At 61.5% G+C, this 13,392-nt stretch carries 12 protein-coding genes and 1 pseudogene; 5 read left to right on the top strand and 8 right to left on the bottom strand.

Translation table 11 applies throughout. From position 1 onward, the window contains the following. The 4 genes and pseudogenes from ABDW57_RS26885 to ABDW57_RS26870 form a co-directional block, all read left to right on the top strand. Positions 1-225: pseudogene (locus tag ABDW57_RS26885) on the top strand (xylanase); the annotation flags it as partial. A 21-nt stretch (positions 226-246) separates the two neighbouring features. Continuing rightward, on the top strand, positions 247-702 hold the full coding sequence (locus tag ABDW57_RS26880) for a peroxiredoxin (protein WP_343733206.1): 456 nt from the start codon (positions 247-249) through the stop codon (positions 700-702). Positions 703-931: 229 nt separating this feature from the next. After that, positions 932-2,734: a PhoH family protein gene (locus tag ABDW57_RS26875; RefSeq protein WP_343733205.1), complete on the top strand. Its 1,803-nt coding sequence runs from the start codon at positions 932-934 to the stop codon at positions 2,732-2,734. A gap of 284 nt (positions 2,735-3,018) precedes the next feature. Continuing rightward, positions 3,019-3,309: a type II toxin-antitoxin system HicB family antitoxin gene (locus tag ABDW57_RS26870; protein WP_343733204.1), complete on the top strand. Its 291-nt coding sequence runs from the start codon at positions 3,019-3,021 to the stop codon at positions 3,307-3,309. Here the strand turns inward: ABDW57_RS26870 and ABDW57_RS26865 are convergent. Together ABDW57_RS26865 and ABDW57_RS26860 are read right to left on the bottom strand one after the other, a co-directional pair. Next, a complete protein-coding gene (locus tag ABDW57_RS26865) occupies positions 3,266-3,547 on the bottom strand; it encodes a type II toxin-antitoxin system HicB family antitoxin (protein WP_343733203.1) in 282 nt (93 codons plus the stop codon). The genes ABDW57_RS26870 and ABDW57_RS26865 overlap by 44 nt on opposite strands. Beyond that, positions 3,544-3,681 (bottom strand): type II toxin-antitoxin system HicA family toxin, encoded by a 138-nt coding sequence (locus tag ABDW57_RS26860; protein ID WP_343733202.1) that lies wholly within the window; start codon positions 3,679-3,681, stop codon positions 3,544-3,546. The genes ABDW57_RS26865 and ABDW57_RS26860 overlap by 4 nt, the downstream gene beginning before the upstream one ends. A gap of 133 nt (positions 3,682-3,814) precedes the next feature. Between ABDW57_RS26860 and ABDW57_RS26855 the strand changes: the two genes are divergently transcribed. Continuing rightward, the gene (locus tag ABDW57_RS26855; protein ID WP_343733201.1) at positions 3,815-4,015 is read left to right on the top strand and encodes a heavy-metal-associated domain-containing protein; all 201 of its coding nucleotides are present in this window, start codon (positions 3,815-3,817) and stop codon (positions 4,013-4,015) included. Here ABDW57_RS26855 and ABDW57_RS26850 read toward each other — a convergent pair whose 3' ends face one another. The 6 genes from ABDW57_RS26850 to ABDW57_RS26825 all read right to left on the bottom strand — a co-directional run bounded on the left by ABDW57_RS26850 (position 4,016) and on the right by ABDW57_RS26825 (position 13,332). Beyond that, positions 4,016-4,723: a glutathione S-transferase family protein gene (locus ABDW57_RS26850; protein ID WP_343733200.1), complete on the bottom strand. Its 708-nt coding sequence runs from the start codon at positions 4,721-4,723 to the stop codon at positions 4,016-4,018. Continuing rightward, a complete protein-coding gene (locus ABDW57_RS26845; protein ID WP_343733199.1) occupies positions 4,720-6,324 on the bottom strand; it encodes a methyl-accepting chemotaxis protein in 1,605 nt (534 codons plus the stop codon). Before ABDW57_RS26845 ends, ABDW57_RS26850 begins: the two co-directional genes overlap by 4 nt. Before the next feature lie 98 nt (positions 6,325-6,422). Further along, a complete protein-coding gene (locus ABDW57_RS26840; protein WP_343733198.1) occupies positions 6,423-8,459 on the bottom strand; it encodes a TonB-dependent receptor in 2,037 nt (678 codons plus the stop codon). Next, positions 8,456-12,442, bottom strand: coding sequence for a cobaltochelatase subunit CobN (locus ABDW57_RS26835; protein WP_343733197.1), 3,987 nt, complete (start codon positions 12,440-12,442; stop codon positions 8,456-8,458). The genes ABDW57_RS26840 and ABDW57_RS26835 overlap by 4 nt, the downstream gene beginning before the upstream one ends. Further along, positions 12,429-12,764, bottom strand: coding sequence for a DUF2149 domain-containing protein (locus ABDW57_RS26830; RefSeq protein WP_176647756.1), 336 nt, complete (start codon positions 12,762-12,764; stop codon positions 12,429-12,431). The genes ABDW57_RS26835 and ABDW57_RS26830 overlap by 14 nt, the downstream gene beginning before the upstream one ends. Before the next feature lies 1 nt (position 12,765). Then, the gene (locus ABDW57_RS26825; protein ID WP_343733196.1) at positions 12,766-13,332 is read right to left on the bottom strand and encodes a MotA/TolQ/ExbB proton channel family protein; all 567 of its coding nucleotides are present in this window, start codon (positions 13,330-13,332) and stop codon (positions 12,766-12,768) included. Positions 13,333-13,392 lie beyond the last annotated feature (60 nt).

The following is a 13,392-nucleotide window of genomic DNA, read 5'->3' as shown; positions in this document are numbered from 1 at the left end:
CGCGACCACGTTTATACTTTGCATGCAGAGCTTGAAGGACAGAAACTTGCCCCCATATTCGAGCAGCTATTGGCAGGATGGCAAGCGCAGGGATACCAACTGGCGTCCATGGCCGACTACCACCAGAAGATCCAGCATCTGCCAATGCCGGTTTGCCCCATCACCTGGGGCGAACTGCCGGGACGTTCTGGCACGCTGATCGTACAAGGCGCGGCCAGCACTTAACATACCCTTCAGGAGACGCCTGTGGCTGATGTAGTAACCGACTTTTCCGCGCCGATGACCAGCGGCCAGACCTTCCAGCTGTCCGGCCGTCCGGCGCGTTACACCGTACTGTTCTTCTACCCCAAGGACAATACCCCCGGCTGCACCACGGAAAACATCGCCTTCCGTGACCTGCACCCGCAGTTTGCCGCCGCCGGTGCTGAAATCTACGGCATCAGCCGCGATTCGCTGCGTTCGCACGAAAGCTTCAAGACCAAGCTGGGACTGCCGTTTGAACTGATTTCCGACCCGGACGAAGCGGTCTGCCAGCAGTTTGGCGTCATGAAAATGAAGCAAATGTATGGTAAGACTGTACGCGGCGTCGAGCGCAGTACGTTTGTGATTGACGCTCATGGCCAATTGGTGAAAGAATGGAGAGGCGTGAAGGTGGCGGGTCACGTCGACGAAGTGCTGGAATTTGTAGCGCGTCAGGCTTGAGTGGTGCGTTGCAGTTCCGGTTTGCTCAACCAGCAGGAACTTAAGCACATTTTGAGTCATCACTGTACCTCTTACCCTCCTCGGTGGCCAGCCGGCCACCTTGCGGTACTCACCGGGCTGGAACCATGCCCATCGGCAGTCTTTCACCTGTTTTCCCTTAAAGCATCCACCCCATGCGGCCGCGCGCCCCATGGCGGATTCCTCCTTTATTTTTCCAATTGAGATCCTGATGCCACTGCCAAAAATCCCAAGTAAGCCAGCGACTATACTGCTGGCAAAAGATTATCCCAAGGCCAGCGGCCGCGTAACGCCTGCCCTCGCGGCAGTGGCCGATATCGCGCCGGAGCCTGCCCCAGCGCCGAAGAAAGCGGCGACCGTCAAAGCCGTACCTGCAGCAAAAAAACCCGCCGTGGCCAAACCGCCGGCCAAAGGCAAAGCCGTGGCCGCCGTACTGAAGGCCGCGCCGGCCGTGCTGAAAGCTGCCGCCGACACCGTGGAAGCCAAGGGCAAGTCCTCGCCGCGCGGCAAGGTCACGCCGATCACCGCCGAGGCGCCGCATCCGGCCAAGCACAAGCCGAACGAAGTCACCATCAAGTCGTCCACCAGCCGTCACGCCGACCAGACCGGCGCCACCAAGATGTTCGTGCTGGACACCAACGTGCTGATGCACGATCCATCGTCGCTGTTCCGCTTCGAGGAACACGATGTCTACCTGCCGATGATGACGCTGGAAGAGCTGGACAACCACAAGAAAGGCATGACCGAGGTGGCGCGCAATGCACGCCAGGTCTCGCGCACGCTGGACGCGCTGGTCTCCAACACCGACGACGACGCCATCGAGAACGGCATCCCATTGTCCAAGCTGGGCAACAAGGACGCCAAGGGCCGCCTGTACTTCCAGACCCGTTTGCAAACGGCGGAGCTGCCGGTCGGCCTGCCGTCGGGCAAGGCGGACAACCAGATCCTGTCGGTGGTGCGCTCGCTGGAAGCGGAGCAGGAAGGCCGCGCCATCGTGCTGGTGTCGAAAGACATCAACATGCGCATCAAGGCGCGCGCGCTGGGCCTGCCGGCCGAAGACTACTTCAACGACCATGTGCTGGAAGACACCGACCTGCTGTACTCGGGCATCGTCCAGCTGCCGGATGACTTCTGGAACAAGCACGGCAAGGATCTGGAGTCCTGGCAGGAAAACAAGAACGGCCAGAGCGCCACCTTCTACCGCGTCACCGGCCCGTTCGTGCCGTCGATGCTGGTCAACCAGTTCGTGTTCCTGGAACCGAAGAATGGCGAGGCGCCGTTCTATGGCCAGGTCAAGCAGATCAACGGCAAGACCGCCGTGCTGCAAACCCTGCGCGACTTCAGCCACAACAAGAACAATGTCTGGGGCGTCACCGCGCGCAACCGTGAGCAGAACTTCGCCCTCAACCTGCTGATGAATCCGGAATGCGACTTTGTCACCCTGCTCGGCCAGGCTGGCACGGGTAAAACCCTGCTGGCCCTGGCGGCCGGCCTGGCGCAAGTGCTGGAAACCAAGCTCTACAACGAAATCATCGTCACCCGCGTGACGGTGCCGGTCGGTGAAGACATCGGTTTCCTGCCGGGCACCGAGGAAGAGAAAATGTCGCCGTGGATGGGCGCGTTTGACGACAATCTGGAAGTGCTCAACAAGTCCGATTCGGATGGCGGCGAGTGGGGCCGTGCGGCCACCCAGGACCTGATCCGTTCGCGCATCAAGATCAAGTCGCTCAACTTCATGCGCGGCCGTACCTTCGTCAACAAGTTCCTGATCATCGACGAGGCGCAGAATCTGACGCCGAAGCAGGTCAAAACCCTGGTGACGCGCGCCGGTCCGGGCACGAAAATTATCTGCCTCGGCAACATCGCACAGATCGACACGCCGTACCTGACCGAAGGTTCGAGCGGCCTGACCTATGTGGTGGACCGCTTCAAGGGCTGGTCGCACAGCGGCCACGTCACCCTGGCGCGCGGCGAACGCTCGCGTCTGGCTGACCACGCCAGCGACGTCCTGTAATGATCTAAACTGTTTAGCTCGTTTCTCAGCCCCGCCCGCAGTCATGCCGGCGGGGCTGATTGTTTTGTGGCTGTCGGGCGAAGGCAACAGCGGCCTGTTTCAGCTGGCGGATCGCCGTTCATAGTACGAAGGCAATCCGCCTGGCAATACTCAATATCAATTACGCAAATTGACGTTAACGGCACCCAAGAAAATGCTTGAAACCGGCGGCGACCTGTATAACACTAAACTCCCAAGTCATTGATTTTGCCCGTCTTTCGCGCCCTAGCTGAGGTTGAGACATCATGGACATTCCTATCCTGATCCAGAAGACGGTGGACGCCAAAAAGAAGTATGACGTGACGGTGCCGGACATTCCCGGCTGCGTCACCACCGCCGAGACAGTGGACAAAGCCATGAGCAACGCCACCAAGGCCATCTATGGCCATGTGGGGCAGCTGGTCGAGCAAGGCAAACCCTTCGAAATCCGCCCTTCCGAAGTCGAAACCTTGTCCCAGGAGCCTGACTACGCCGGCGGCATCTGGGCCCTCGTCAGCCTCGACCTCGCCAGACTGGACGATCCGCCGGAAGATTAATTTCAACCATCATCCAGAAACCATCCTGAAACTGAGGAGCATCACGCCAACGATCGATTGTAGCGGCCTTCGGAAGTTCCTCATTGCCGTCGCTGTACATTGCCAACACTGCCTCTTGAGCCATCGCTGGCAAATCCGTGAGCTCGTCGGCAGCCGTGAACACTCCAGGCAGATCGGGAAAACTTCCGCCGTAGGCACTCCCCTCTTCCTTCCAGACATAAAGCGGATAGAGCATCATTGTCCCTTTTTCGGATGTGGCACGACAACACTTGCACCGGTGTCAGAGTTAACGAACTTATGGTGACTGCCCCGGGTGGAAACGTGGCGCCATCCATTTGATTTCAACAATTTGATGAGTTCCTCGCTAGTCATCTAAAAAGCCTGGCTCGACCATCGTTAGTGTCACTGCGCGGCATCAACGCAACGACACTTAATTACATGGCTTGACCTTCCCATCGCTGGAAGGATTAAAGTGTACTCATCGAAACTGTTTGAGGAGTGCACGATGTATCAGCTTCAAGTCGAAAACATGAGCTGCGGTCATTGCGTGGGTGCGGTGAGCAAGGCGGTGCAGGCGGTGGATGCGGCAGCCAGGGTGGAAGTCGATCTGGCCAGCAAGTCGGTCAAAATCGACAGTGCGACGCCGCTGGCGCCGTTGAAATCCGCCATCGCCGATGCCGGTTACCCGGTCACCAGCGCGGCCTGATTATTTGTCGAGCTCCGGATAGCGGCGGAAGATGCCGGTCTCGTTGAACGGGATGCGGCGTTTGGATTGCAGGTAGGCGGCGATGTTGGGTCGCGCCGCCACCTTGTCATGCAGGGCGATCAGTTTGGGATACGCCGGCTCCAGCCGCGCCATCGCTTTCGGGAAGGCGTAGCGCAGGCCTTCGATCAGCTGGAAGAGCGACAAGTCCACATACGACAGGCGCGCCCCCACCGCGTAGCCGCCCTGCACCACGCCTTCAAAATAATTCAGGAACTTGGGAATGCGCTGCTCGCGGAAATCTTTCGCACGCGCTTTCGCTTCCTTTTTCTGGTCTTCGTAATACAGGTTGGTGGAAATCGGGTGGTGGGTGTCATGCGCCTCGGCGACGATGTCGGCGATCGTCAGCTGCAGCTGGTTGGCCCACAAGCGTCCGGCCTCCGCACGCGGCGCCAGCTTGTGCTTCGCGCCCAGATACATCAGGATGTTGGCGGTCTGCCCGATCAGCAGATCGCCCACCTGCAGCACCGGCGGCGCAAACGAGGGATGGTCGACCTGATCGAAATCCAGGCTGGCCGTGGTCTTCGGCATGCCGCCTTTTTGCCGCGCCACGTCCACATACGGCACGCCCGCCTCTTCCAGCGCCAGCCGGACAAATTCGCCGCGCCCTTGCAGGCCGGGCCAGTACAGGAGTTGGTAGGGTGTCGTCATGCGAGCATGGTAGCACCGATCCTTTGAACGGCGGCGTCCGCCTGCGCGCCCCTGCTGGCATGCAGTTTAAAAACGCTGACGCAGCGCGTCAGATTGCCGGCCTGATCCTGCAAGGATTGCGAGGCAGCGGCGGCTTCCTCCACCAGCGCGGCATTCTGCCGTATCGCGGAGTCCATCTGCGCGATGGCACGGTTGATCTGCACGATGCCTTCTGACTGCTCCTGGCTGGCTGCAGAAATTTCCGCCATCATGTCGGTCACGCCTTTGATGCTGGCCACAACCTGCTGCATGGTCGCTCCGGCCTGGTCCGCCAGCATGCTGCCTTCCGCCACTTTGGCCACCGAATCGCCGATCAGCACACGGATCTCCCTGGCGGCGGCCGCCGAGCGCTGCGCCAGGCTCCGCACTTCGGTCGCGACCACGGCAAAACCCCGCCCCTGCTCGCCGGCATGCGCAGCCTCGACTGCCGCATTCAACGCCAGGATATTGGTCTGGAACGCAATGCCATCAATCACCTGGGTAATTTCAGCGATGTTTTGGGCTGCCGCACTGATGGCGTCCATGTTGAAGGCCATGCGCGACACCACCAGGCCGCCCTGAGCGGCCACCTCGGTCGCGGAGATGGCGAGCTGATTCACCTGGGAGGCATAGTCCGCATTGTGCTGCACCGCGGCCGTCAGCTGTTCCATCGACGATGCGGTCTCTTCAAGCGAACCGGCTTGCGCCTCGGTGCGGGACGATAAGTCCTGATTGCCGGCGGCAATCTCTGTGGAGGCGGCGGCGACAGTCTCCGCACCGCTGCGCACCGTGGCGACGATGCGCACCAGGCCTTCCTTCATGTCGCGCATGGCGAGCAGCAACAGTCCGGTTTCATCTTTCGCGCCGTCGCGGATCACCCCGCCCAGGTCGCCATTTGCCACGGCGCGGGCAATATCCACCGCTTGCCTTAGCGGCGCGGTAATGGAGCGCGTGATCCACACTGCCAGCGCCGCGCCCAGCACCAATGCCAACGCGGCCAGCACGATCAGGACTTTTCTTGTCGAGTGATACAGCTGAGCGGCTTGCGCGCCGCTTTCAGCCAGACTGTCATTCTGGTGCTGTATCAGCGCGCGCACGGCGTCGGCGTAGCTGGCCTGGTCCCTGCGTATGCTGGTAAATAACAGGACCGTCGCCTCCTGCTTCCTGCCCGCTGCGGCCAGCTCCAGCAAAGTCTGCTGCGAATTGCGATAGGCCGCATCGGCGTTCCGCATGGCATCAAGCAACGCCACGCCGGTACCGGACTTGACCAGCGCCGCCAGTTTATCGAAATCGCCGGCGAGCTCTTTCCGATTATCGAGCAGCAGCTGGCGTTCCCTGTCGGCCTCGTCAGGATTATCCAGCAGCAGGACATTGCGTAGCGCACGGGTATTGCGGTTGACCAGATCCAGCACCTCATAAGCCAGCACCGTCTTGGGATATTTGTCCTCGACGATTTTTGCCGTGCGCTCGTTAAGCAGCCCCAGACTCTGAATGCTGAGCGAGATACAGCCCACCATCAACACCAGCAGCAGCGCGAACGCCGCCCCCAGCCGATGGCCAATTTTCCAGTCGCGTATATTCATCCAGTAGCCTCATAAGTCAGTCGACTTATTCTATGACGGCGCCGGATGCCCTTCTATCGGCACATCCCTATCGTTAACTCAGGAATTCCCTAATTCAGTTAGAACGTAGCCTTCAGCGTCAGGCGCAAGGTGCGGCGTTCGGCCGGATGGTAGTGGATATCGTCCACGCCCTCCGCCGGCTCGCCCGGCAGACGCGAAGCGTAGTAGTAATCGATGTCGCTCACCTTGCGGTCAAACAGATTGAAGGCATCCAGCTGCGCCGACCAGCGGCGGTTGAACTTGTAACCCACGCGCGCATAAGCAATCGCCGTGGTGGCCGAGCGCTTGCTGTTATCCTCGATGAGCGGTCGCGGACCGAAGTAACGCATCTGGAACGCAGCGCTCCACGGCCCCAGATCGGTAATGGTCGCGCCAAACGAAGCGACTTTTCCGATCGCGCCCGGGATGTAGTCGCCCACCTCGTCATGCTCGGTGTAGTGACCGCGCGAATAGGCCAGGTCCAGATCGAACAACAGCCATGCATTGGCGATGTAATGGTTGTTCCATTCGATGCCGGAGCGGTAGCTGCCTCGGCTTGGTGAGGTATCGCCGGCATCGCCGGAGAACACCAGCTCCGAATCCGAACGCAGCTTCCATACGGCCAGCGAGCTTTGCAAGCCAGGCAGGAACTCCGTGCGCGCGCCGATCTCCGCGCCGCGCGTCTTCACCAGCGGCGTGACCGGATCGATAGGCTCGCGCTCTTTGGGCGTAAGATGCACGGTGGTGCCGCGCGCGTCGTTGCTGTGGAAGCCTTCACCGTAATTGACGAAGAATTCAGTCCTGGCCCATGGCCCCAGCACCACCGAGAATTTCGGCGACGTGGTGCCGGCGCTGACCTTGCCCGAGTTCTCCGCGATATTGCTGTCCACGTCGAAGCGATAGCGGTCGTAGCGCAAGCCGGCTGTCGTGCGCAGCCAATCGCGCCACTGCACCGTGTTCTCCAGATACGCGCCGATGCTCCCCTCCTTCACCGTCGATTCGGAGATGGCGCGCAATGGCTGCTGATTGTGCGTGGCGTACAGCGACAACGGCGACAAGTAATCGTAACGTCCCTGCACGCCAACCTTGTTGCTGACATCCAGCCCGGCCCAGTGACTGAACCACGTCTGCGCCACATCAAAGCCGCCCATGCGCCGCTTCTCGTTCTGGCGGCCCTGATCGCCGTTGACCGGATCCTCCAGAAAATAAGTGAAGTTGTTAAACAGCGTCAGGCTCGATTGCACCAGATAGGCGTTGGCCTGCAACAGACTGTCGTTGGTGCGCTTGCGCAGCGTGGCGGACAAGCTGTAACGCGATGTGCGGCCGCCATCACTGGGATCGACGGCGCCGTAAGGATCCAGCTCACCGCTATCCACCGCACGCTGCGGGATCTGCGTGCTCGCATGCCACCCGCCCTTGTAGAACATGCCGGTCACGCTGAACTGATCATCACTCGCGCCCTGCGCATAACGCAGCACGCCCAGGCTTTTGTGGAAGGCTTCCGGCGTCAACCACGGACCGTTGTTATGCCCCAGCTCAGCGCCGTACACCAGATTGCCCGCACCGAGCGGCGTGGAGCCGGTGACGACCGAACGGTAGTACTGGTTCTCGCCCACCGTCACGCTGGCGGTGTTTTCTTTCAGCTTGTTCGCCAGCGTCATATGCGCCGCGCCGGCGGAAGCGAAGTCGCCTTCGTCGGCGTAGTACGGCCCTTTCTTGTAATTGATGCGGTCCACCAGTTCCGGAATCAGGAAATTCAGATCCGTGTAGCCCTGGCCATGCGCGTGCGTGCGCATATTGATCGGCATGCCATCGACAAACGTCGCAAAGTCAGTGCCGTGATCAAGATTGAAGCCGCGCAGGAAGTATTGATTGGCCTTGCCGTCGCCGCTGTGCTGCGTAACGATCACGCCCGGCACAAATTCCAGCAGCTCGCCCGGTCGCAATGCCGGGCGATTGGCGATCAGGTCCGCCGTCACCGCGCCCTGACTGGCCGCGCCGGAAGTGCCGACGCCGTTATCGTAGTGACCGCGCACTTCGATGGTGGTATCGACGGTTTCCGCGAATGCGGCCAGCGGCATGGCAGCAGCCAGCGCAACGAGGGATTTACTGATCATACAAAGCCTTTCAATTGACGAAGTTTGTTACGGCGGCTGACATACCCCACGCCCACCAGCGCAGCGGCAACCGCCAGCAGCAAAAGCGTGCCGACGGTCTTTTGCACCGGCGTCAGGTTGGACAGGGTTTGCATTTCAAAGCCGCTGACGCTGGCGTCTGCTGCTTCAGGTTTGTTCTTGGCCGCTGGTCGCGGCGCGGGCGGTTGCTGCGTTTCGGCCTTGGCCTGCAAGGCCTTCAACTCGGCGGCGGCGTTTTGCATCGCCACCTGCGGTGAAGGTGCCGCGCCGCCAGGTCGTGCGGCGTTTACAGCTCCTCGGATGATAGTAGCATTGGTGCCAACGTTTGGAACGAAGTCCGCGTTGAATTGCGGGGCTATTTTTAAGGTCGCCTTGCTGCAGGAGTCGGCACTGCACGAGACGCCGGCATCCTTGATGGCGATAGCATTCATTTGCTCCAGTTTTCTGAACACTGCGTCACTCGGCTTCCAGTAGCCACGCTCGATGGCGCTCAGCATGCGATCGGTCACGGCCTGGAAGGCGCGCAGGTTGCCGGCGGCGGCAAAGCGCTCGCGCACCTTCAGACCATGGCGGTCGGCCACGTAGGTATCGTACATGCGCTGCCACTTGCCGTCATCGACCACTTCCGGCACTGTCACCTGCCACGCCCACAGATAGTCCACCACGCGGTTGATGTAGCGCGCGCCGGAATAGCCTTCCTTCAGCATGCTGTCGGCCCAGCGGGGATTCAGGTAGCGCGACTGCATCTCCTGCCCCATGTACTGTTCCAGCGTCTTGTGCGTCGCCCGGCGCGGGTTGGCCAGGTCGCTGACCATCACTTCCGGCGTCTTGCCGTCCACGCTGCGGATCGCCATCGCGGTGCCGCCGAGATACTGGAAGAAGTCATCGTTATCCAGCGTCGCAAACAGATTGCTGGAGCGGCTGTGCAGCGCAATCTGACTGCCGGACAGCGCCTGTTTGAACAGGGCACGCCGCTGATCCGGATTGGCCTTGTCGTCGCCCCAGTAGCCGGCGCCGAACGGATGACTCATGCGGTTGATGAAGACGTCCGCCACTTCCTTCTCGTTCTGCCAGGCGTTGGTCAGCGGGATCAGTTTTTCGATCTGCGTGCCGTATGCGCCGCTTGGCACGCCGAAGATGCGCACCGATGCCATGCGCTGCGCCTCCTCCGCTGAAACGCCGCTCGCGCTCAGCGCGGCGGCGGTCTTGCGGCTGTGCGCTGCCATGACGTTGCCGCCTTCATCGTCCTGCTTCTGTGCCAGTTGCGCGGCTTGATCCATCAACGTCAGCAAGTTGGGGAACAGGTCGCGGAACAGGCCGGAGGACACCAGCGTCACATCCACACGCGGACGGCCCATCTGCTTGCGGCTCAGCGCTTCCACGCCGGTGACGCGGCCACGTTCGTCCCATGTCGGCCGGATACCCATCAGCGACATGGCCTGCGCTTCCATCACGCCTTCATGGCGCGAGGTCTCGACGCCCCACAAGTTCATGCTGAGCTTTTCCGGATAGGCGCCGTGGCGCTTGCGGTAGTCTTCCACCAGTTGCTGCCCCAGTTTGGCGCCGGCTTCATAAGTAGTCTTGCTCGGAATGCGCGAGGGATCGAGGCCGAAGAAATTACGGCCGGTCGGCAGCGCGTTCGGATTACGCACCAGGTCTGCGCTGGCGCCGGTCGGAATGTAGCGGCCCGACAGCGCCTGCATCAGGCGGTCCAGCTCCAGTTGCGCGCTTTGTTCGATATCCGCTTCCAGCTGTGAGATGCGTTTCAGCTTCTGCTCTGGCGTGGAGGCGTTATCGAGGCTCACCACCGCACGCGCGGTGGCATTGCGCTGTTCGGGTGCGGGCGCTACGCCGAAGGTATGCAGGCCGAATGGCGTCAGCTTGTTGCCGGTATCATCGAGGTATTCTTCCAGCCCTTCCATATCGGCTTCCGATTTCAGTTCCGACTTCTTCATGTCCTTCAACACGCCGCTCTTGGCAGCAAGCCGGTTGATGGCTTTCAGATGGCTGGCGGCCAGCAGCGGGCTTTTTTGTTCGGCCACGCGGTAGTCGTTCAGCAGTGCACCCAGTTCGCGCAAATCGGGATTCAAACCGGCGACATCGAACGGCGGCGTCATATGATCGATGATGGTTGCCATGCCGCGGCGCTTGGCCTGGATGCCTTCGCCCACGTCGTCCATCACATAAGGATAGATGTTGGGCATGGCGCCGATCAACGCCTCGGACGGATCGCTGTCGGACAGGCCTGCCTCTTTACCGGTCAGCCATTCCTGCGTGCCGTGGGTGCCGATATGCATGACGGCGTGCGCCTTGAAGTCCTTCTGCAGCCACAGATAAAACGCGATGTACTCGTGCGATGGCGGCATGCTGACCTCATTGTGCAGCTTCTCCAGATTCTGCTCCCATGCGCGGCCTGGCTGCGGCGCCATCAGCACATTGCCGAAGCGGCGTGCAGGATAGACGAAGAAGGCCTCGCCCTGGACGTTGCGCCACAGGACCGGCGCCTGCTCCGGCTTGCCCCACGACCGTTCGATCGATGCGCGCAGCGGTTGCGGCAGTCTGGCGAACCACTGCTGGTAGTCGGACAGCGGCACCAGCAAGGCCTGGCCGCTTTCGGCCAGATGCTTCAGACCCGCCATGTAATCGCCCTTGGACTTGCCGGGGTAATTGCCCCACTTCTGGATCTCGCCTTGCAGCTCGCCTTCGCTGGCCGGCAGTGCGTCGCCGGTGCGGTAGCCGTCGTGCTTGAGACGCTGGGCGATCTGCCACAGGCTTTCCGGCAGCACGTTAAGGTAAGCCGCGCCGATGGTCTCGGAACCATGCGGATAGTTAAAGTAAATCATGGCCACACGCTTGTCGCGATTGGCCTGCTGGCGTAGCGCCAGCCAGGCGGCCACGCGTTCGTTGAGACGCTCGATGCGCTCCGCAATCGGCGTCTCCTCCACGTAGGCCAGGCCGGTCTGCGCATCGCTGATGCGTTCGCGGCTGGCGACCACGGTTGGCTGGATCAGGCCCGCCGCCTCGGCGCCGGCCAGTTGCCAGGTGCGCTCGATGATGTCCAGGCCCACTTTGGAATCCTGCCACTGCGCATAGGTCTGCTGACTCAGCGTGATGGCGTTAATCGCCGGCACGCCAAGCTGGTCGAGCAGCGCGCTCACGCTGGCGGTGCCGCCCACCTTCATGCCCAGCGCGACGATCAGGTCGACGCGGCTCTTGCCGTTTTCGTCCAGCAGCAGCTTCAGAGGGACTTCATACGGATAGCCAAAAACCGGCGCCACGTTGTAGCCGCTGGCCTCCAGGCGCGCAACCATAGCGGCCAGCGGCAGCGTTTGTCCTGCCACCAGACTGGCGCGGTAGAACGGCACGGCGATCCACGGCGCGCCCGGTTTGTGGTGCGCGTAACCGCGCACATAGTCGTCGTAGCTGCCGACGGTGCGATTGGCCTGCACGTCATACAGGCCAGCCTCCGGCATCGCGTGCACCGGCGCCACGCTGACCGTAGAGCCGAAGCTGCTGCGCAGGATATAGCGCAGCATATTACCGATGTTTTCCACGCCGCCCTCGGCGTGATAGGCCTGGATGGTTTTATCATCGCGCACACCCAGCTCGCGCAAGCTGTCGTCGATGGCGCCCACCGCAAACACCGGCTTGCGCGCCTTTTGCAGCGCCTGCAATTCGGCGGTCAGGCCGGCCATGGCCTGGCGGCCCTTGACGTTGATGACCGCCACGTCGGCGGAGGCCAACGCGCTACGGTCGGCCGGCGTCAGACCGTTTACCGGCACAATGCGGATGCTGAGATTCAGCGCCTTCAATTCATCCTGAAGACCGCGCACCGCCAGCACGGTGGGTCGCGACTCCACGTCGCCCAGCATCAATGCCAGGGTACGCGGCGCCTGCGCGGACCGCACGTCGCCGGCTACGCACAGCAACAAGACAAGCAAGGCCCACAGCTTATTCCGGAACATAGATCACCTTCCCATCCGGCAGCTGGTACGCCGTGCCCAGGCGCTTGCCTGATCCGGACAGCGGTTTGTCGCTTACCTTGCTGACCTTGATCTCCGCGCCCTTCTTGGTCAGCACTTCGACCCGGCCGTCGGCGGTTTTCTTGGCGATGGTGACTTCCGAGTTCGGGTCCAGCAGGTCCATCATATTCCAGGCCGAGAACAGCGCCAGCATCATCGCCACAATGAACACGATGCTGGCGTCGAACAGATTGGCCACGCCCGATAGCGGATCTTCGCCATGCTCGCCGTGGCGGCTATAGCGATGCTTGTTCAGGTAGCGCATCTCAGCCCTCCGCTGCCAGCAGGGTTTCGGCGGCGAAGGCGATCTCGGTCAGGTCGCTGCGCAGCCAGTGCTCGCGCACCAGCGTCAACACATAGGCGCTGACGCTGCACGCCAGGCCGACCACGGTGGCGGTGAAGGCGGTGGTCATGGACTCGGCCATCTTCGGCAGATTGCCTTGTGCGAGGCCGGCCAGCGAAATGCCCATCGGGATCAGGGTGCCCATCAGGCCCAGTGCAGGGCCGACGCGCACCACGAAGCGCACGCCATCGAGGCGGCGCACGCCGCTGGCATCGGCGCGCTGCACCACGCGTTCGAGGCGCGCGTCCAGCGCTGGCTGGTGCTCCTTGGCGGCGACGACGGCGGCCATTTCCTGTCTGGCGGTGGCGACCAGCATGCGTACACCGCGGCGGCGCTCCAGCCACTCGGCGCCGAAGATGCCGAAGCACACCAGCATATGCAGCACCAGTGCGGCGATGCCCAGCAATACCGGTAGGTAAAGCACATTGGAAATGGAATACAGCAGCGCTTCAATAGAATGAATCGCTGCCTCGGCAGGCAGATTTTGCATAGACGGATTGTGAAAATCAGGGCGCAAACCACTCACCTCCCCGTGAGCGGAATGAACAGA

The organism is Duganella sp., from assembly GCF_039595735.1.
GTDB lineage: Bacteria > Pseudomonadota > Gammaproteobacteria > Burkholderiales > Burkholderiaceae_D > Rugamonas.
This window is presented reverse-complemented; position numbering and strand designations above follow the sequence as displayed.